Source organism: Pseudoalteromonas sp. MTN2-4 (genome assembly GCF_042848605.1).
Taxonomy (GTDB): Bacteria; Pseudomonadota; Gammaproteobacteria; order Enterobacterales; family Alteromonadaceae; genus Pseudoalteromonas.
On sequence record NZ_BTGK01000001.1, the window covers coordinates 182,434 to 202,278 of the forward strand.

Genomic DNA, 19,845 nt, shown 5'->3' on the forward strand with positions numbered 1-19,845 from the left:
CCATCCTCTGTATTAAATGATCTACTTTAAGGCAGGTGGAACATGTCGATAACATGGCGAAAAGTTTCTATTTAGTTGTTCTAAATAATAAGTTTTCAACGAAGTTAACGTCAGTTTTATTTCCTCAAAATGATTGAATACTACTCAGAGGTGATATTGTGCACTAAGTATGTCTTATTAGATAAAAGTGATTATAAAAGTGCGACAAACCTGTCACAAGCATAATTGATTAACTAATAAAAAAATCATTGCTTAGTATCATTTAGGGCCAGCTTTTTATTTCCAGCTATACTAAAAAGATGAAAATAAATAGACGCCTTTTTATCAAAGGGGCATTGAGTGTTGGTGCCCTAAATTACTGTGCTCCGCTTTTATGTCTTCCAGTTGGAACTATTCAAATGGAATACGATCTTATGGAAGAGCGAGACAAACTAAGAAGAGCTGATTACATACTCAATTTTGCTTCCCCTTATCAGACCAGCCAGTACAGAACGACCCCACACCTTCACCAGCAACTAAAATTCTATATTGAGTCATTGTCTGAAGGTAAAATATATGTATCTCTATTTGATAATGGCCAGCTTGGTGTCGGTACTGAATTAATGGCCGCAATAAGCCATAAACACATTGATGCCGCATTAATTTCAGTTTCGAATTTATCTCGTGCCTTGCCATTACTTGACATCTTAAATATCCCTTTTTGGGCTAGTAACAACCAAGCTTACTTAAATTTAATTAGCTCTAAACAATGGCATGATCTAGTACTTACCCCCATCAAAAAGCAGGGTAAATTTCAAATTCTTTTGCACCATATTGTAGGTTCACGCACATTAACGACTATAAAACGCTCAAACAAACGCGTCATAACGCCAGGAGACCTTAAGGGGGTAACATTAAGAGTACCCGCATCTAAAGTGCTCACTCATTTTTATAAAATGACTCAGGCAAATATTGTCGAAGTACCATGGGGTAAAACAGCCAAAATGGTGCGCTTAGGTCTTATAGACGCGCTTGATCCAGGTATAGTTGGACTTCATTCAGGTCCTGGCGGCTTAAGAAAATACTTAAAACATGTCACAAAAATCGATAGTGTGCCAGATACATGGGTAACGGTTATCAGCCAAGCTTGGTTAAAGCAGCTACCAGGTACTTTGAAAGAGGTAGTTACCATTGCCGCAGAAAAGACATTTGAACATCACATCAGTAGTTTTAATGCCATTCATACCGAATGTATAAAAGGACTCTCAAAATATGGCACTGCTATTTACGAGCCTAGTAATAAAGAACAAACAGAATGGATAAGGCAATTTGGTCATCACCAACCTGCCTGGCGGGACATAAAAAAAGATTTATTAGGTGATCTCAACACATTTGAAAAATTACTTGATGCGACCAATGAAACCAGTATCTATCAGCTTTCTTAGTGTTGTGAACACCTATTTTTAGTTAATTATCCTTTGCTTTGGATAATGAATCTATTTTCATCAACAAGTTTTCGATTTTCATACTTTGGCCCAATAACTCACAACTAGTTTGCTCAAGCTTTCTGAATATAAGCTCATTATTTTTTATACCCTGCTCTTTATTAACAAGACTTGATATGTCATCAGTACAAAATACTTTAAGCCTTTCTCTTATCAAGGCGTCAGAGATCAAATCTTCTGAATGCCCAACTCGCCCATTTATTTTAATCTCTGCGAAACTTTCTACATTTGGATTCAATATGAATTCGCTACTTGCCGGGTAAAAATTATATAAAAATGAGTACTTTGAAACCTTTTCAAGTAGCACTACCCCTTGCTTGCCCAGCACAGAGAATTTATTTACTGCTTTTTCGACTTTAAGTGCTGTGGTTTCATCAACCCCAAAACCCCACCTTTGGTTAGTTTCGGCTAATAACACCGCTAGCCTTGGTGTGCGACCTCTTTCACTAAAATGCGTGTCTAGAATACCGAAATTAAAGCTGCCTAACCCACCTCGTTTGTCATATGTCAACGCATCATGGGGTAAAATGTCACATCCGCCATGTTGCTGACAGTTCTGCTTGGGCGAAGCTTTTGCAAATGCTCCCGACTCAAGCGCACTTAAGCTTGTGCCATTGGTAATCATAGGCACTTGTCCAGATGCATTTTGGCCACCAGACTGCACCGCTGTACCTGCACTGGTTCCAATCAGAACAGGCCGATTTTGTATCGCCTTCAACCAAGGAAACGCCTTGCCTGTTTCGTTATCAACCATGACCTGTTTTGTCAGAGACTGATCGCCGCCATTAAACATCATGCCACCAGCGCTTGTAATTTCTTGAGTGAGGTTGTCGATGCCTTTTTTACACAGAGCTAGCTCTTGCGCGGTTAAGTCGGGATAAACCAATTCACGATTAAACACGTTATTCAGCTTGTTTCGGTAAATATCTAGGTTGTCACAATCGTTATTACTGATTGCTTTGGCTAAAGCTGGGGTCAATGCAAACCAGGTTGCTTCTATACCATATGCACTAAAAAGACCCTGATAGAAATCAGCTGACTCGTATGGGTCACGAGAAGACGCGGTACTCAGGAGTAATTTTGCATTATTTTGCTGTTTTAGCGTTTTTACAATGTCATTTAAGATTTCAGTGCTGGCAGGTTCATTATTAAACTGCGTTAACACCTGCTCTTTCGCTCTACGTTGTTCATACAAAACAGGTACTTCTAACATATCAAAAACAAAGTAATATTCTTCATTACTCCAACGCTTATACAAGTAGCTATCTTGTTGCTTAATTGCAGCTATCAGCGCTGATTTTGAATACAACGTCTTCGATTTAATTGCTTTTAGCAGCTTTCTAGTGCGATGTTTATGTTGTGTGTTATGAGTTGGCCATTTTTCATTCACAGCATTTAGCGTGAGGTCATGAACTAAAAATAATTGTTGGCGCTTAGCAGCACTTTCAAAATTGACTTTTTTTGAACAATTTTGAGTACTTTGACTTGAGCAAGTTTTAAGCGAACCGCCAATAAGATAAAGGGTTTGCGCTAAAGATGACGCGCTAAAAAGTAACAAATAGCCCAGACTGATACTGGACAAAAAACGAGCAAAGTTCATACGGACTTTTCCATAAATTTAAAAAATCAGACTTGTCATCACAAAAAAAGCTGTGATATAACTTTTATGAACATTGCAGGAAGCAAGCTAGCACAGGCCAGTTTGCATTGTCAAAAATGAAGAGATGAAGCTATGTATAAAAAAGCGTTTAAGCTTGTTTGCTACTTCTACTCACCTCACTACCTTTCGGAGTGGTTCGACGAGTAGACACACGGTATCAACACCGTGGTGTTGTCTATTGGTATGCAACCCACCTCAAAAAATCATAAAAAATAAATTCTAGCTGTCGAAGGCTTTGATCATCTTGCGAGCTCTATGCTGATTAATGCCATTTACAGGATAGTTACGTTTTTTACCTGCTCTCATTATTCAGTTAAGTGTTTGTGAGGATGGTAAGACTCCTACCTGTTCACCCAAATTGCATCGACGGCTAACCAAAAGTTAGGTGAAACATGTACAACAAGTTATTTCTCGGTGTTGCTGCTGCGCTGCTGAACAGTGGCTACACTCATGCACAACAATCAGAACAAGCAAGTTTAGAAAAAGTCGAACGTATTGAAGTCACAGGCTCTCGCATTAAAGGCGTTGACCTAGAAGGTACTCAACCCATAACCATTATCTCTTCAGAAGACATTAGCCGCTCTGGCGCAACCTCTGTCATTGAACTTTTACAAGATTTACCACAACTTAAAGGTGGTGCGGGCACCTTTACAACCAGTGAAAGTGGCAGTACGTCGACTTCAACCCCTGCAGGTCAAGCAGCTGCCAGCCTTCGTGGTATGGGGCCTTCAGCTACATTGACACTCATCAATGGGCGAAGAATTGCACCAAGCTCTTTTGCAGCAGGTACACAAAACTTTGTCGATGTAAACGCCATTCCACTGGCTGCAATTGAACGTGTTGAAATTTTAGCGACCGGGGCTTCTGCGATTTATGGCGCAGATGCGGTTGCAGGCGTTATCAACTACATTCTTAAAAAAGACTTCACAGGTGCAGAGCTGGATGTGTCATTTTCAGATAGCTTTGAAGACAGTGATGAGAGCAAAAAACAACTTAACCTGATCTGGGGTAGCGAAATTGAAGGTGGCAATGTCACCGTATTTGCTGATTACTTCGATAAAAACCAGTTTAATGCCTCAGATCGTGAGTACACAGCTAACCCGTCTTTGATTAACAGTTACTCTTACCTACCTAAACTCGAAAATACCCCCAATATCTATTACTACAGTAGCCAAGATGGTAATGAAATAGGCGCGCCAGGCTGTAAAACTGAGCTTGTCACAACGGAATATGGGGAAGAAATTTGTGCCTATTATGGTAATCAAGATGACGTATTGAGCGCGCCATTTGAAAGCCTATCAGCCGGCTTTATAGTTAATAAAGCATTTAATGACCTAATCTGGAACACTGAATTTTTTTACAGCACCACTAAATCAACCGCCTATTCAACACCCGCAGCCATTAATCAGCTTGATGATGCTGAAGGTCCTTGGGTAAAAGAAGATGCGTTATTTATATTTGATGATGCCCAAGGCAATAACGCCCTCTTAGATGCTTTATATATCGACCCATTCGATACTTTTTTAGGCCAAGAACAATGGGGCTTCCGGTTTGATGCGCGATTTAACGACCCAAGAACCATTGAGGTAGAATCTAAAAACTTCCGCCTAGTTTCTAGTCTTGAAGGTCAACTTGGAGAGTGGGATTGGCAATCAGGTGTGCTGATCTCTGAGTCTCGCTCAGAGCAGCAAGCAATAAAGGGCGTGTATAACCGTTACCAATTCCATGCAGCATTGGCTGGCGAGATTTGCTCTGATGGTTCGATTGGTGCTCTTAGCGATAACGGTGTCACCTGTAACAGCGGTCAGTTGCTTGATTTTTATAATCCATTCTTAGTCGCAGACGCAAACAATGATGCAATTCTTGCACTCACACAAGCCATGCCAACACGCGAAGGCAAAAGTAGAGTCTATGGTATAGACCTCACTTTCTCGGGCGAGTTATTCACGCTCGGTGATATTGATGTGCAGTCTTCATTTGGATTTGAAGCCCGTAAGGAAGAGCTTTCCGATATTCCATCTGCAAATGCAGTGGCAAAAGCTGAAAATGACTATTTAGTTGATGTATTTGGCTACGGCTCGAGCATAGCTGAAGCAGAGCGTACGCAATATGGTGCTTTTGCCGAGCTTTATATTCCGCTCACTGAGCAAGTCGAGATGCAATTAGCGGGTCGATACGATCACTTTGATGATTTTGGCTCAACGTTTAACCCAAAAGTCAGTATCAGTTATCGACCAACTGACACCATTTTACTTCGCGCGGGTTGGGCAACGTCTTTCAGAGCACCGTCTTTAACGCAAGCAGGTGTCAAGCTTCGTACTACTACCTCAACTTTTGATTGCGGTACAAACCAAGCAATTGCTGACCTATATTGTGAAGGTGACGGCACACTTGTCAGCGTAAACAGCTTAGAGTTAGGTAATGAAAACTTAAACGCTGAAGAGTCTGATTCACTTTCAATTGGCTTTGCATGGAGTCCTTCTAGGCAGACCACAGTGATGATCGATTATTGGCAGTTTGACTACAAAGAAGTCATTGATACCAACATGACTGCAGTGTTAGAACGCGCTATTTCAGACGCCTCACTTCGCCACTGTGGCATCGTACCGCAAAATCAAATGGGCATATCATATGGTGAAGATGTTTGTAGTGTCACCGATAATGCAGGGCTTAAAATTGATGAATCTGGCGCGAACTTATCAGAAATATTAGGTGCTTATATCTCAGAGTTTGATCCACGTTCACGATCACTTCAGCTATATCGCGATCATGTAATCCAACTTGAAAATACTGGCACTCAGGATATTCGCGGGTTAGATATTAAGTTCGATCACAGATTCAAACTGGGTTTTGCCGATTTAAAACTGGCGTTAGATGCGACGCACTATCTTGAATATGACCGCAATAAGCCAGGCTCAGATCAAATTGAATCTCTTGTCGGCACATTTAGATACCCTGAAAATGTCGGGCGCCTGTCAGTCACATTAGATACTGATAGCTACTACATCTCGTTGTCTGCCAACTATACTGACAGTTACTCTGATGATATTGAAGGTTTAAAAGGCCGTGAAATTGATGAGCTTGACGAACTAGGCTTACTTGATGCACAACAGCAACACACAGTAGATAGCTGGACTGTTATGGATCTCAATGCAGGTCTGGAGTTGAGTGAAAACCTGTTTATTAGAGCCAGTATCAAAAATTTATTTGATAAAGCACCACCAACAGTATTTGGTTCAAAGCGTGGCTTTGATTCAATTAACCACGATGCGTTTGGTACGACTTATCAAATTGGCTTATCAGCTAAGTTCTAATGGAGGAATGGGGGTAACCCCATTCTAAATTAACATGCATCAAAAATATAAAATGCCAGATGCCTTCGTCATCTTAATGATGATGGTCGTACTATGTTATCTGGCCTCTTTTTTTGTACTCCCCGGTTTTTTTAATACGCCGGAGCAAACAAATACGGTCATGCTGTCGCAGTTTAGTCAAATTGCATCACCTGCCCCGATGGCATTGTTTGGCGAAGGTGGGACTCTCGGCTTCTTTAACGTCTTATTTGAAGGGCTAGTCAGTGGTGACAAAAATGGCGCGGCAATCGGTGTTATCGCATTCATTTTAATCACTGGCGGGGCATTTGGCGTGCTTATGCAAACCAAAGCCATCGATAATGGCGTGATGTCACTAATAAATAACACACAGAAAATTGATTGGTTATTTATCCCCAGTTTATTTGTTGCCTTTAGCCTAGGTGGGGCCATTTTTGGGATGGGGGAAGAAGCTATTGCGTTTTGTATTGTGCTCTACCCAATTATGCAAAAGCTTGGATATAACGCGTATGTCACCGTGTTAGTCACTTATGTTGCCACACAAATTGGCTTTGCCACCTCACCGATGAATCCATTTAGTATTGCCATCGCACAAAGCATTGCTGGGCTTGAGGTGTTCTCAGGTGCAGAACTTCGTGTTGCATTAACCGCTATTTTTATTGTGGTTGGCATGTTGTTTACCATGCGCTACGCCAAGCAATCTCGTAAAAGTGTGGACTGCTCAACACCACAGCCACATACTCAACTCTGCGCGGTCGATAAAGTACTGCTCATTGCGTTTTTAGCTGTAATTATATGGGTGGTTTATGGCGTTACTGCAAAAAGCTATTACATTCCTGAGCTCGCTGCACAATTCTTTGTTTTAGGCTTAATTGTGACCATTATTGCCAAGCTTGGTAAACGTCAAAGCATATCTGAGTCAGTCGACGCATTTAAACATGGTAGTGCCGCATTGTTACCGGCTGCTATGTTGGTTGGCTTAGCAAAAGGGCTGGTTTTATTACTAGGTGGCAGTGAATTAAACTCACCATCTATGCTTAACACCTTGCTATATCATTGTGCCAGTGTGATATCACATATACCCGATGTGATAGCTGCATGGTCGATGTATGTCTTCCAGTCTGTATTCAATTTTTTTGTTTCTTCAGGCTCAGGGCAAGCAGCTATAACCATGCCAATCATGGCGCCTTTGGCTGACTTAGTCGGCGTTTCTAGGCAAACGGCAGTGCTCGCATTTCAACTCGGTGACGGCCTCACCAATATCATCATTCCAACCTCTGCGAGTCTTATTGGCTGCTTAGGGGTGGTTAACTTATCTTGGGGCGATTGGGCAAAGTTCATTTGGCGGTTTATGTTGGTGCTTTTTGGTCTTTCTACACTTGCCATGGTTTTCGCTCAACTCATAAATTATCAATAAATTATCTATTAATTATGCTTACACTTATAAAAGATGCTGAGGTATATGCTCCACACTACCTTGGTAAAAAAGACGTGCTCTTCGGCGGTGAAAAAATCATTGCCATCGAAGAAAATATTACGCTTCATCATGACACACTCGTCAATCTAGTTGACGGTAATGGCTTTATCCTAGTGCCAGGGTTTGTTGACGCTTTGGTGCATTTCATTGGTGGCGGAGGTGAAGCCGGATTTGCCAGTCGTACACCAGAAATGCACCTCACTGATGCAACGTTAAACGGTATAACCACTGTCGTCGGCGCGCTTGGTACTGACGATATTAGCCGAACACATGCTGATTTGGTTGCCAAAGCAAAAGGGTTAAAACAAGAAGGACTAAATGCTTTTTGCCATACGGGTTCTTATCATTTTCCTATCAAAACGCTCACTGATTCGATCAGCAAAGACATCATGTTCATCGATGAAATAATCGGTGTCGGTGAAGTTGCCATTGCAGATCATCGTGGTCGCCAAATCACCGCTCAACAACTTGCCGAGGTCACCGCTGAATCACGCACAGCAGGATTGCTCAGCGGCAAAAGAGGCACAGTCTCAATTCATGTCGGTAGTGGCGATACACAACTCGCCCTATTGCATGAAGTGGCTCGCTCTACTGAGCTGCCTATAGATATATTTTACCCAACGCATATGAATCGTAATTCAGAGTTGTTGATGGCTGGTATTGAGTTCTGTAAAGCCGGTGGCACCATAGACTTCACCACCAGCACCACAGACTATGATTTAGCACATGGGGAATTAGCCGCTGCAGAGGCACTTGCCTACTGCCTTGAAAAAGGCGTCTCTGAGAGTCAGCTCACCATGAGCTCAGATGGGCATGCAAGCTTGCCTATTTATGATGCACACAATAACTTGGTTGGCTTTGAAGTGGGCCAAGAGTCATCGCTTTTACATGCATTTCAACAAGCTGTATTAGAATTTAACGTACCGCTTGAAAAAGCCTTGATGGCTATCACCCAAAACCCTGCGCATATACTTGGCTTAGTTAAAGGATTGATAAAAGTTGCAGGCGATGCCGATTTAGTCTTATTAAAAAAAGATGACTTAACAGTCCATAGTGTTTGGAGCAACGGGCGAATGATGGTTGAAAAGCAAAACATCATTACACAAGGATTCTTTGCAAAAGCCTAACGTATACCTCCCTAGCCTATTTTCGCTTTTAGCTTATTTAGGCTTTTTTACTTTCCTCCTAAAAATATAAGCCCCCAATAAACCACTGATAAAACCAAAAATATGATTTGAACTGCTGGTTTGAGCAGAAAAGTCTAATAATGTCGCCAAAAAAGCAAAATCCATGTAATAGGTAACGGCAACCAACACGGTAAAACTAATTGCACCAACCAAGTTACGATTGAACACAGCCGTGCCAAATAAAAAGCCATAATAGCCCATCACAATGCCCGATGCGCCAATATGATTTCCATATTCACCAAATACCCAAACCAAACATCCCGTCACAAACATTATAAAAACAGTGACACGTTTAAACCCAGCCTGCAAACTCGCTAAATATCCGCTAATGAATAAGCCAATGGTATTCCCGGTTAAGTGACCCCAACTCGCATGGATAAAAGGTGCTGTAAAAATACTGTATAAACGCTCGGGGAGCTGAGGCACTAACCCCAAATTAGATATAATAGGTGGGTAGAACGATGCCATTGCCATAAGTACATGCATAAGCAACATAGCTAACAGTAATAATCTGAAGTTGTATGGAAAAAGCTTTGTGCGCTTTTTTTCATTCATTCTATTTAGCATCTTTCATTATTTACAAAAATTTGTAGCTAGACATCATTCATCTAATTTACGGTATTTTTAGAGAAAATTAACACGAACTCTTACTATTCAACGGCATTTTACCCTCATTTACCTAAAAAACTTGCCCTTCACTGTTTGTGGGCTGACAATGGTTTCATTCCTCAATTGTTGTTTAATGAGGAACATTTCTTACTTAAAACATAGATTGAGATTTTACTCAATTAAAAAGAGAAGATAACAATGAAAAGAACTGTTATTGCGACAGCCTTGGCCGCTGTCTTTTTAGCTGGCTGTTCTGAGTCAGAACCAAAAGTTGAAAAAGTACAACAAGTAGAACAAACAGCTGGCAAAGCTGAACTTGGCACATTCGGTGTTGACCTAACTGCACGTGATGAAAGCGTTAAACCAGGTGACGACTTCTTCATGTATGCAAGTGGCTCTTGGTATAAAAACTACGAAATGCCTGCTGACAAAACGCGTTACGGCGCATTCACGTCACTTGCTGAGCGCAGTGAAAAGCAAGTTAACGCCATCATCGAAGACATTATTTCTCGCGATAACTTAAATGCAGAAGAGCAATTGATTGCTGATTTCTACAACGCATTTATGGATGTTGAAACCCTTAACAAATTAGGGATCACACCAATTCAAGGCTTACTTGATGAGATCAAAGCCATTGATAATACTGACGGCCTAACAAAAGCGTTCGGTCAGTCTTGGCTAACAGGCGTAAACTCACCGATTGGCGGTGGCATGTGGTTTAACCGCCTTGATCCAAACAAATATGAAATGTCTATGGGTGCGGGCGGTCTAGGTTTACCGGATCGTTCATACTATTTAGAAGAAGCAGAGCGTTTTGAGAAGACACGCGCAGAATATGTTGCTCATATCGCAAACATGCTTAAATTTGCAGGCTTAGAGAATACAACTGAGCGCGCCCAAGCGATCCTTGCGCTAGAAACTAAAATGGCTGAAGGCCATTGGCCACGTGAAAAGCGTCGTAACCGAGACCTGACACTAAACCAAATCAAACGCGAAGATTTAGCTAAAGAGTACCCTGGTTTCAATTGGGATCTGTACTTTGCACAAACAGGTTACAAAGTACCTCAGCTAAATATGTCTCAGCCTGAGCCAATCAAAGCAATGATTGACCTTGTGAATAAAGAAGACCTTGCGGTTTGGAAAGATTACCTGACTTTCCACGCTATTAGTGGCAATGCAAGCCTGCTTTCAGAAGATATCTTCAACGCATCTTTCGAGTTCTACGGTAAGCACCTGAGTGGTCAGCAAGAACCTCGTCCTCGTTGGAAGCGTGCTGTGAGCCAAATGTCTGGTACACAATCTTTAGGTTTCGCAATTGGTAAAGTGTACGTTGATAAACACTTCCCTGAGTCATCGAAAGAGCAAATGTCTGAACTGGTTGAAAACCTGCGTAAAGCCCTTGGTGAGCGCATTGAAGGTCTAGACTGGATGGGTGAAGAGACGAAAGTAAATGCGCAAGCTAAACTAGCCGCATTCGTACCTAAAATTGGTTACCCAGATGTATGGCAGTCATTTGATGGCCTAGCACTTAAAAACAATGACCTAATGGGCAATGTTAAAAATCTGCGTCAATTCTTCAGAGATGACAGCGTATCAAAAGAACTTGAGAAAACTGACCGTAACCGTTGGGGTATGACACCTCAGCGAGTAAACGCATACTACAACAGCTCATTCAATGAGATTGTATTCCCTGCAGCGATTTTACAACCACCATTTTTCGATCCAAATGCTGATGCAGCGGTAAACTACGGTGGCATCGGCGCAGTTATCGGTCACGAAATGGGTCACGGTTTTGACGACCAAGGCTCTAAGTCTGATGCTGAAGGTATCCAACGTAACTGGTGGACTGATTCAGATCGCGCAGCATTCGAAGCAAAAGCTGACAAACTTGCAGCTCAGTACAGCCAATACGAGCCAATCGAAGGTAATTTCGTAAATGGCCGTAACAGTCTTGGTGAAAACATTGGTGACGTAGGTGGCTTAGCAATGGCTTACCACGCGTACAAGCTGAGCTTAAATGGTAAAGAAGCACCAGTTATAGATGGTCTGACTGGCGACCAACGTTTCTTCTTAGCTTGGGCACAAGTTTGGAAAGAAAAGCGTACTGAGCAAAGCATGCTTAATCAGCTTCGCGCAGGTACACATGCACCAGGTCGCTTCCGTGCACTTGCACCTCGTAACCATGACGCATGGTACAAAGCGTTCGACGTAAAACCTGGTGATAAGTTATACCTTAAACCTGAAGAGCGTGTACGCATCTGGTAAAAAGCAACAAGCTTAATACTTAAAACGATAAACCCAGCGAATGCTGGGTTTATTTTTGTCTGCAATAATGTTTGAAAATAATAAAAGCTAACGTTTAATTTTATTTTGCCCATCAAACTTAAAACAAAAAAATAGCGCCTGAAGGCGCTATTTTTATGGGATTCTAAATTAGAACGGCATTTTGAAGCCTGGAGGCATCTGCATACCGCCAGTAACATCAGACATACGCTTAGCTGACTCTTCACCTACACGACGCACTGCATCGTTTACAGCTGCAGCTAGAAGGTCTTCAATCATGTCTTTGTCGTCTTCCATTAAGCTTTCGTCAATTTCAACGCGCTTAACATTGTGGCTACCTAGCATAGTTACTTTAACTAGGCCTGCACCTGCTTCGCCTGTTACTTCTAGGCTTTTGATCTCTTCTTGGGCTTTTTCCATGCGCTCTTGCATCTGCTGAGCTTGCTTCATGATATTGCCCATTCCACCTTTAAACATAATACGCTCTCTTACATATATTTTATTTGGCTAAAAGATAAGGTCTATTGTACTCGATTACAATGCCTGTATGGTATTTTCATCGACCTCGGCACTAAATTGCTCGATAAGTTGTAATACAATAGGATCTTGATTAATCGTTTCTATCGCTTGCTGATGCCTATGTGCATCTATTTTTTGTTGAATTAGATACGGTGAGTCTATCACCCATTCTGCAAATTCAACGATAAGTTCAACCTCAGAGCCGTACATATCGTTCAACGCTGCTTGAAGCTTTTGTCTTAAAACAGCACTGTCTAAATGACGCTGACTGATATCAACTTGAATGTTGGCTTGATTATTCTCGTAGTGATAAATCGAATGCAGTGCAAATTGGCGCATACGACCACCTAGTGCCATTTTCTCAATCAACTTCGCCCAGTCATCTTGCTGATGGGCAAAACGAATTTCACTGATTGGGCTCGCAAACCCTTCAGGTACTGGCACTGCTTCTTCTTTAGGCGCTTCTTGCGCCTGCGAGGTTTGCGGTGCAATTTGCTCTAACAACTCAGGCGCAAGTTTGCTTTCGTCCGCTTTGTGTCTTTCGCTAAATGGAACTGGTTTTTTCTTCGGTGTTACTTGCGCCACATTTGAGTCGGGCGCGTTTTGCGCCTCAGACTTTTTTGGCTCATCTCCTCGAGCAGATAATAACTGCCCTGCCCCTGAAATATTTCGATTCTGTAAAATACGAGCTATGGCAGATTGTGCTTGCCCTTGTTGAGCTTGTAAGCGTGCAGAAGCCGACTCTGAATTTTGAGAGCTAGCGTTTTGCTGCACTTCTTGTGTAGCCTGGGGTTCATAAGCTGGCGTATAGCCTTGCTCTTGAGCATCATGCATCACTTGCTCATATTGCGCGGCTAATTCTTGCTCTTGAGGCTCTGGCGCATATTCTTGATGCGCTGGTACTTGCGGATTTTGGTGAGCTTGCTGATTAAACGCATTGCTTTCAACATTCAGTTGATTGTGTGGTTGCTCAATAGAATGCTCTTGTGAACTTTGTGCAACCGATTGAGTTAATTCTGAATGCTGATGAGTAACATTATGTTCTCCTACCGACTGCTGGCTAGTTTCGGCCTGAATAGGTTCGGCCTGAATAGGTTCGGCCTGCTTAGGTTGAACTTGAACAGCTTCTGCTTCAACCTGAGGCGTTGCTGATTGTTCAGGTATCTCAGGTGCAGCATGAGTGTGCTGAGTGGTATTCCCACCTGCTGACGCATTATTTTGCTTTAAGCGAGCGCGAATGTCTTGCAAACCTTGTCTTGGTGACGCTGTAGGTGAAGGCTGAGCTTGAACCGAGTTGTTTGATGCAGAGCCAGTTTGGGCGCTAGACGCGGCAGAAGGTTGACTATCTGCATGCTCAAACGCAATTAAACGCAGCAACACCATCTCAAAGCCAAGTTTTTGCTCTGGCGCCCACTGAAGATCTTTTTTACCATTTAGCAGCAGTTGATAAAAAAGCTGTACTTGCTGGGGGTTAATTTGCTCACTGAGCGTTGCAATATCGGATTCTGAAAATACCGAAATTTTTGCTGCCTGTGGCACCAATTGCGTGAGCTGAATGGCGTGTAAAAGTGCAATTAAATCGTCTAATACGGCAAGATAATTACCATTTTTAACTGCAATTTGTGTAACTTCATCCAACACTGCCGGTGCATCTTGGCAAAGTACTGAAGCCAAAATACTCACGGCATGACTAACATCCATCAGACCGAGCATATCTTGAACAGCAGCTAAAGTAAGTTCAGCATTAGTTTGTGCTATGGCTTGATCAGTCAAACTCAACGCATCACGCATACTACCATCAGCGGCTTTCGCCAATGCTTTTAAGGCTGGCTCTTCAAACTGAATTTGCTCTTGCGGCAAAATATGAGTCAGTTGCGATACGATTTGCGATTGCGACATCGCATTCAAATTAAACTGTAAGCAACGTGACAAAATAGTAATCGGTAGTTTTTGCGGATCTGTCGTCGCCAATAAGAATTTTACATGCTCTGGCGGCTCTTCGAGTGTTTTTAAAAGCGCATTAAAACTGTGCTTTGACAGCATGTGCACTTCATCGATGAGGTACACTTTATAACGACCGCGAGTCGGCGCATATTGAACGTTGTCGAGGATCTCTCGCGTATCTTCAACTTTCGTTCTGGAAGCAGCATCGATTTCTATTAAGTCAATAAATTTACCCGCTTCTATATCTAAACAGCTTTGGCACTTTCCACAAGGGTTTGAAGTGATCCCTTCATCGCAGTTCAGACTTTTCGCGAATATACGGGCGATGGTGGTTTTACCAACGCCCCGAGTCCCAGTGAAAAGATAAGCGTGGTGCAACCTTTGCTCATTGAGGGCATTTACAAGCGCCTGTTTGACATGCTCTTGGCCGACAAGTTGATGAAAGGTTTGCGGACGCCACTTCCGTGCTAGGACTTGATAACTCATATTATTCGCCTTCGAACTCAACTAACTTAAGAATATTAATACCTAAGTCTGCAACACGTTGCTCACCGCCTAGTTCCGGTAGCGATACAACAAAAGCTGCGTCTGTTGCATTACCGCCAAGCTTTTGCACAAGCTTAGCTGTTGCTTCAATCGTGCCACCTGTTGCAAGTAAGTCGTCAACTAACAAGACTTTGTCACCTTCAACAATTGCATCAGTGTGTAACTCAAGCACGTCTTCGCCATACTCTAACTGGTAAGACTGGCTTATCACTTCACGAGGTAATTTACCTGGCTTGCGCACTGGAATAAAAGGAATACCTAGCGCATAAGATAAAGGGGCGCCAAAAATGAAACCGCGCGACTCTGTACCAATAATTTTAGTGAAGCCTTGATCTTTGTATGCTGCAATGAATGCATCAATTGTTTCTTTAAACGCTTTAGGATCAGCAAGTAAAGTGGTTACGTCACGGAACATAATACCTTCTTTAGGGTAGTTAGGTACCGTAGCGATACTCTCTTTGATCAGCGTGAGATTAGCTTGTGTCATAATGAAGCTTTCTATTTTGTAAAGAAAGTGATTATAACAAGAATGAGAAAAGTTGAAACTTTGAGAAATCACAAAGCCATGTTTTTAGCTTGTTTGCGCAATAAAACAGCAAAAGGCTACATAACGTAGCCTTTAGTTAAGACAAAATGTCTTTATTTTCTTTGATGATTAAGCTGTAAAAGCCGTTGCTAAACCAAGAATTGCATTTAGACAGCCAATACCTACAAAAACAGCTAAGAAAGCAATGAAGTATTTAGCATTAAACGGATCTTTAAAATCACCCTTTGACATAGTACACCTATAAATTTTTAAGCACGAAAAAACGGCGCTCATAATAGACGATCAGAGCTATGCGTTAAAGTGAGAAGTGCAAAAATTCGCTAAGCTGGTTCCACAAAAAGGTTATTTGGTGACTACAATGCCCAACTCTGCCAAGGCGTTTAGTGTTTGTGTTGCACCACCTATTAGCTGCTCCTCACTAAATTGTGGAATAATTTCTAACACTTTTGACACAAGCTCTAACAAGTTAATACCTGGATTATTATCTAGTTGCTCTAACAAAATCGCGGTCATAGGGTTTGAAGCGATGAAGCCTACATCATCCTCTTCGTCACGATACACGACAAAATAATGGGGTTGTTCACTGGGCTCAGTTGGTTGAAAGTCTTCACTAATTTGATGAACTGGGTATTGATAAGACAGGTTACGCGCGGTATTTGACAGATATAAAGGCTGATTATCTGAGTTTATAAGCTGTTTTTGCATTTCATCTTCAAAACAAACTGACACATCCAACTCAACCCACTCATAATGTGCAAGCTCTAACATAAATATGGGGTCATTTTCTTGCATAACATATTCATGCTGCAGAAAAGCTAAAAACTCAGCACTAATGTCCAAAAAATACGGAGATGAGCAATCATGGCTAATGAAAAATGTGCGAACAAGTGTCTGCCAATGTGATTCACAATATAAGCTTTTAAGAACCGGAAAGGCGGAGCTGACAAACCCTTCGACATTGTTAAAAAACAACTCTCTATAAACTGTCATTCTTTCTTCAGTTACATCATGAGGCTTTTCAACATTGTCTGGGTCACGAATATGAGCCATAAATTCATTTTGAACATCGATGAATGACACTAGGCAACCCCTTTACTTTTAGCTAAGAATTCTGACTGAAGTCTTTTAATTATATCTACTTCACTCAACACATCTGTCATGCTCGGAATGTTAAAGTCGCGTTCGAGCAAAGTAGGAAACAAACCATGATAATCATAGGCTTTTGCGAGTAAGTTCCACACAGGATCACATACATCCGCACCATGTGTATCAACTAGCAAAGAAGTACTTTCTTCATAATGTCCTGCAACATGGCCATACACAACACGTTCACTTGGCATGGCTTGTAAAAACTCAATTGCATCGTAACCGTGATTGACACTATTTACATAAATATTATTTACATCGAGTAGTAAGTCACAGTCAGCTTGCTTTAAAACTTCTAGCGTAAATTCTTGCTCTGACATTTCTTGACCGGGTGCGGCATAATAAGAAACATTTTCAACAGCGATCCGCTGCTCTAAAATGTCTTGTACATGCTTTATTCGATCTGCAACGTGTTTAATTGCGTCTTCTGTAAATGGAATCGGCATCAGATCATACATATGGCCTGTACCCGAGCAGTAGCTCAAGTGCTCACTGTAAAGTTTTATATTGTGAGTTTTAAAGAAACTTTTAAGAGACTTCACAAATTCAATATCAAGTGGCTCAGGTGAACCTAATGAGAGCGATAAGCCATGACAAATAAAAGTGTGCTTATCGGTAAGTTGCTTAAACTGCTTACCAAATTTCCCGCCTATTTTCAGCCAATTTTCGGGCGCAACCTCTAGAAAATCAACTTGACCCGGTGGTGACTCAATAAAGTCATCCAACATTTCACGTCTGAGGCCTAGACCGACCATGCCTATGTCACTAGCTACCATATTAATACCTTAGAATTCATGGCTTGTATTTAACCTGAGATCTGGATAATAAATCTATCTCCAGCGGCTACTTTCAGCGTTAACTGCGTCGGATTTTTTTGCAATAGACCCGTATTGACGCATAAATTCGCCTTGCCTACATAAATGTAGGTACCTTGACGATAGCAGGACGCGTGAGCGGTGTTATCGCTAAAACTTTCCGTCTGCAGACTTGAAAAGCGTTTATCATTATAATATCAATACGTTAGTAAATCTCTTACCCAAAGCTCAGGTTATTAAAATAAGAGGAAATTTTGCTAAGAAGTTTGAGGCAGATAACCTGCCTCAAAGAAGAAAACTAAGTATTAGTGAGCGCCACCACATTTACCTTCGCCGCACTTGCCTTCTTTCTTAGCCTTGCCACCACATTTACCTTCGCCGCACTTGCCTTCTTTCTTAGCTTTGCCGCCACATTTACCTTCGCCGCACTTGCCTTCTTTTTTAGCTTTGCCGCCGCACTTACCTTCTTTCTTAGCTTTGCCACCACATTTACCTTCGCCGCACTTGCCTTCTTTCTTAGCTTTGCCGCCACATTTACCTTCGCCGCACTTGCCTTCTTTTTGAGCTTTTCCGCCACATTTACCTTCGCCGCACTTACCTTCTGCAGCATCTAATTGGTAACCTGAAGACATAGTAGTAAATGCAAATGGGTTAGCGTTCACTTCTGCGGAAGCTGTTAAACTTGCAGTACCAACAACTACAGCACCTAACGTAGCAGCGATTGATTTAGTTTTTAAATTTTTCATACTCGACCCTTTGGGATATTTCGTTCAATTCACTTAGTAGACCCTACTACAAAAAAGAATATTTCATTAATTCTAAAAAAATTCAATTTTAACTTAGCAACACTCTTCCTCTCGTTTAAAATGAGCGCCCTTTAAGTAGTATAGAGCAAGTTATGAAATTGATTTTGGCACCAATGGAAGGCGTTGTAGATTTTAAAATGCGCCAACTTTTAACGAACCTTGGTGGCTTTGATTTATGTGTAACTGAGTTTATTCGCGTTGTCGATCTCACTTTTCCACGCAGAGTGTTTATCAAAACTTGCCCAGAACTATTAAATAATGGCTATACCGAATCAGGTACTCCCGTACGCATTCAGCTTCTTGGTCAAGTTCCTCATGCGCTTGCTGCAAATGCACGTAAAGCCGTCATGCTTGGCTCACATGGTATCGACCTTAACTTTGGCTGCCCGGCTAAAACGGTTAATAAAAGTAAAGGTGGAGCAGTTCTGTTAAAAGAACCAGAGCTGATGTATCAAATTATAAAAGCGGTAAGAGAAGCAGTACCATCCGAGCATGAAGTCAGTGCCAAGATACGTTTGGGCTTTGATGATGATAGTAATACTGCCGAAATTGTCGATGCTGTTCAAAGTGCGGGGGCTTCAAGCTTGGCAATTCATGCGAGAACCAAGCGAGATGGCTATAAACCGCCAGCATACTGGGAGAAAATAAAACCTCTTCTAGATCGAGTGACAATACCCATCGTCGCAAACGGTGAGATTTGGCAAGTCGAAGATGCTTATCGCTGTCAAGAGCGCAGTGGTTGCTCAGACCTAATGCTTGGCCGCGGTGCATTAGCTACACCAGATCTAGCAGCAAAAATTAAAGCTTACAGAAAGAATGAGGATTACACACCTTTATCTTGGGAAAATGTAATTTACCATATTTTGCATTCATCCATGCACCAAGACCCTTCTTTAAGTGAAAAATATTTTTCTTCAAGAACGAAGCAATGGCTTGGCTATCTTAAGTTGCAATATCCACAAGCCAATGATCTTTTTGACGAAATTAGAAAGCTTAAAAACAAAGACGAGGTTGTCTCTGTGCTAGAGAAATATGCAAAATGTCCTAGCATTGATTCAAATCATAACGACTTCGCCTAGAAGTACCATAATGATTGCTCATAGGAGAGCGATCATGAATGCAAATAAAACTAAAGACTTTCAAAGCAAGCTAAAAATTGAATTAGACTCTGTTCGATGTGAGTTTTTAAATGAGCTTAAAGACGCACAACATGAGTTTACTGGCGAATTGGCTTCAATGTTTGAAAACTCAACACCAGGAGAGTGGATTGACTTAGCTGTCACTAAAATTAACCCAAATCAGTTTCCCCGCTTTCAGCGGCTGATGGAGCTAGAAGCTGCTTTATGCCAAATAGATATTGGCCAATTTGGTTATTGTTGTGATTGTGAAACAAAACTTGATCTTTTTGAACTCTTAAAAGATCCTGCAAAACAACGTTGCCCGGTTTGCGAAGAGAAAAAGCGAAGAAAAGCGCATAACTAATAAAAAGG

General features: G+C 41.6%; 16 protein-coding genes. 7 read left to right on the top strand and 9 right to left on the bottom strand.

Features of this window, described 5'->3' with window-relative positions:
- The first annotated feature begins 398 nt into the window (after positions 1 to 398).
- Positions 399 to 1,424, top strand: coding sequence for a TRAP transporter substrate-binding protein (locus ACGHEH_RS00890; protein WP_390440939.1), 1,026 nt, complete (start codon positions 399 to 401; stop codon positions 1,422 to 1,424).
- Positions 1,425 to 1,446: 22 nt separating this feature from the next.
- On the opposite strand, the gene ACGHEH_RS00895 is transcribed toward ACGHEH_RS00890, so the two are convergent.
- The gene (locus ACGHEH_RS00895) at positions 1,447 to 3,084 is read right to left on the bottom strand and encodes a cyanophycinase (RefSeq protein WP_390440941.1); all 1,638 of its coding nucleotides are present in this window, start codon (positions 3,082 to 3,084) and stop codon (positions 1,447 to 1,449) included.
- A gap of 452 nt (positions 3,085 to 3,536) precedes the next feature.
- Between ACGHEH_RS00895 and ACGHEH_RS00900 the strand changes: the two genes are divergently transcribed.
- Genes ACGHEH_RS00900 through iadA form a run of 3 tightly spaced genes read left to right on the top strand, consistent with a single transcriptional unit; the run spans position 3,537 to position 9,080 of the window.
- On the top strand, positions 3,537 to 6,458 hold the full coding sequence (locus ACGHEH_RS00900; RefSeq protein WP_390440943.1) for a TonB-dependent receptor domain-containing protein: 2,922 nt from the start codon (positions 3,537 to 3,539) through the stop codon (positions 6,456 to 6,458).
- Between the two features lie 52 nt (positions 6,459 to 6,510).
- Complete coding sequence (gene yfcC / locus ACGHEH_RS00905; RefSeq protein ID WP_390440945.1) at positions 6,511 to 7,893, top strand: putative basic amino acid antiporter YfcC; 1,383 nt, start codon at positions 6,511 to 6,513, stop codon at positions 7,891 to 7,893.
- Positions 7,894 to 7,907: 14 nt separating this feature from the next.
- Positions 7,908 to 9,080, top strand: a complete 1,173-nt coding sequence (gene iadA / locus ACGHEH_RS00910; RefSeq protein ID WP_390440947.1) for a beta-aspartyl-peptidase — start codon at positions 7,908 to 7,910, stop codon at positions 9,078 to 9,080.
- A gap of 33 nt (positions 9,081 to 9,113) precedes the next feature.
- Here the strand turns inward: iadA and ACGHEH_RS00915 are convergent, their stop codons facing one another.
- Complete coding sequence (locus tag ACGHEH_RS00915; RefSeq protein ID WP_390440949.1) at positions 9,114 to 9,695, bottom strand: rhomboid family intramembrane serine protease; 582 nt, start codon at positions 9,693 to 9,695, stop codon at positions 9,114 to 9,116.
- A 252-nt stretch (positions 9,696 to 9,947) separates the two neighbouring features.
- Between ACGHEH_RS00915 and ACGHEH_RS00920 the strand changes: the two genes are divergently transcribed.
- A complete protein-coding gene (locus ACGHEH_RS00920) occupies positions 9,948 to 12,014 on the top strand; it encodes a M13 family metallopeptidase (protein ID WP_390440952.1) in 2,067 nt (688 codons plus the stop codon).
- Between the two features lie 168 nt (positions 12,015 to 12,182).
- On the opposite strand, the gene ACGHEH_RS00925 is transcribed toward ACGHEH_RS00920, so the two are convergent.
- From ACGHEH_RS00925 to ACGHEH_RS00955, 7 genes are all read right to left on the bottom strand, one after another.
- Complete coding sequence (locus ACGHEH_RS00925; RefSeq protein WP_058030182.1) at positions 12,183 to 12,509, bottom strand: YbaB/EbfC family nucleoid-associated protein; 327 nt, start codon at positions 12,507 to 12,509, stop codon at positions 12,183 to 12,185.
- Between the two features lie 57 nt (positions 12,510 to 12,566).
- Positions 12,567 to 14,981, bottom strand: coding sequence for a DNA polymerase III subunit gamma/tau (gene dnaX / locus ACGHEH_RS00930; protein WP_390440955.1), 2,415 nt, complete (start codon positions 14,979 to 14,981; stop codon positions 12,567 to 12,569).
- Position 14,982: 1 nt separating this feature from the next.
- A complete protein-coding gene (gene apt / locus ACGHEH_RS00935) occupies positions 14,983 to 15,528 on the bottom strand; it encodes an adenine phosphoribosyltransferase (protein ID WP_138634070.1) in 546 nt (181 codons plus the stop codon).
- Positions 15,529 to 15,696: 168 nt separating this feature from the next.
- On the bottom strand, positions 15,697 to 15,819 hold the full coding sequence (locus ACGHEH_RS00940; protein ID WP_257720514.1) for a hypothetical protein: 123 nt from the start codon (positions 15,817 to 15,819) through the stop codon (positions 15,697 to 15,699).
- A 111-nt stretch (positions 15,820 to 15,930) separates the two neighbouring features.
- Complete coding sequence (locus tag ACGHEH_RS00945; RefSeq protein WP_390440958.1) at positions 15,931 to 16,668, bottom strand: DUF2063 domain-containing protein; 738 nt, start codon at positions 16,666 to 16,668, stop codon at positions 15,931 to 15,933.
- Entirely contained in the window at positions 16,668 to 17,489 is an 822-nt protein-coding gene (locus tag ACGHEH_RS00950; protein WP_390442376.1) for a DUF692 domain-containing protein, read from the bottom strand. Before ACGHEH_RS00950 ends, ACGHEH_RS00945 begins: the two co-directional genes overlap by 1 nt.
- A gap of 365 nt (positions 17,490 to 17,854) precedes the next feature.
- On the bottom strand, positions 17,855 to 18,295 hold the full coding sequence (locus ACGHEH_RS00955) for a hypothetical protein (protein WP_390440961.1): 441 nt from the start codon (positions 18,293 to 18,295) through the stop codon (positions 17,855 to 17,857).
- 152 nt (positions 18,296 to 18,447) lie between these two features.
- Between ACGHEH_RS00955 and ACGHEH_RS00960 the strand changes: the two genes are divergently transcribed.
- Positions 18,448 to 19,434: a tRNA-dihydrouridine synthase gene (locus tag ACGHEH_RS00960; RefSeq protein WP_390440963.1), complete on the top strand. Its 987-nt coding sequence runs from the start codon at positions 18,448 to 18,450 to the stop codon at positions 19,432 to 19,434.
- 34 nt (positions 19,435 to 19,468) lie between these two features.
- A complete protein-coding gene (locus ACGHEH_RS00965) occupies positions 19,469 to 19,837 on the top strand; it encodes a conjugal transfer protein TraR (RefSeq protein ID WP_390440966.1) in 369 nt (122 codons plus the stop codon).
- The last annotated feature ends 8 nt before the right edge of the window (positions 19,838 to 19,845 follow it).

What these genes read in the sequence shown, in the direction of transcription:
- ACGHEH_RS00890 (WP_390440939.1), top strand. Translation starts at nt 399, where the DNA reads ATGGAATACGATCTTATGGAAGAGCGAGACAAACTAAGAAGAGCTGAT.
- ACGHEH_RS00895 (WP_390440941.1), bottom strand. Translation starts at nt 3,084, where the DNA reads ATGAACTTTGCTCGTTTTTTGTCCAGTATCAGTCTGGGCTATTTGTTA.
- ACGHEH_RS00900 (WP_390440943.1), top strand. Translation starts at nt 3,537, where the DNA reads ATGTACAACAAGTTATTTCTCGGTGTTGCTGCTGCGCTGCTGAACAGT.
- yfcC (WP_390440945.1), top strand. Translation starts at nt 6,511, where the DNA reads ATGCCAGATGCCTTCGTCATCTTAATGATGATGGTCGTACTATGTTAT.
- iadA (WP_390440947.1), top strand. Translation starts at nt 7,908, where the DNA reads ATGCTTACACTTATAAAAGATGCTGAGGTATATGCTCCACACTACCTT.
- ACGHEH_RS00915 (WP_390440949.1), bottom strand. Translation starts at nt 9,695, where the DNA reads ATGAATGAAAAAAAGCGCACAAAGCTTTTTCCATACAACTTCAGATTA.
- ACGHEH_RS00920 (WP_390440952.1), top strand. Translation starts at nt 9,948, where the DNA reads ATGAAAAGAACTGTTATTGCGACAGCCTTGGCCGCTGTCTTTTTAGCT.
- ACGHEH_RS00925 (WP_058030182.1), bottom strand. Translation starts at nt 12,509, where the DNA reads ATGTTTAAAGGTGGAATGGGCAATATCATGAAGCAAGCTCAGCAGATG.
- dnaX (WP_390440955.1), bottom strand. Translation starts at nt 14,981, where the DNA reads ATGAGTTATCAAGTCCTAGCACGGAAGTGGCGTCCGCAAACCTTTCAT.
- apt (WP_138634070.1), bottom strand. Translation starts at nt 15,528, where the DNA reads ATGACACAAGCTAATCTCACGCTGATCAAAGAGAGTATCGCTACGGTA.
- ACGHEH_RS00940 (WP_257720514.1), bottom strand. Translation starts at nt 15,819, where the DNA reads ATGTCAAAGGGTGATTTTAAAGATCCGTTTAATGCTAAATACTTCATT.
- ACGHEH_RS00950 (WP_390442376.1), bottom strand. Translation starts at nt 17,489, where the DNA reads ATGGTCGGTCTAGGCCTCAGACGTGAAATGTTGGATGACTTTATTGAG.
- ACGHEH_RS00955 (WP_390440961.1), bottom strand. Translation starts at nt 18,295, where the DNA reads ATGAAAAATTTAAAAACTAAATCAATCGCTGCTACGTTAGGTGCTGTA.
- ACGHEH_RS00960 (WP_390440963.1), top strand. Translation starts at nt 18,448, where the DNA reads ATGAAATTGATTTTGGCACCAATGGAAGGCGTTGTAGATTTTAAAATG.
- ACGHEH_RS00965 (WP_390440966.1), top strand. Translation starts at nt 19,469, where the DNA reads ATGAATGCAAATAAAACTAAAGACTTTCAAAGCAAGCTAAAAATTGAA.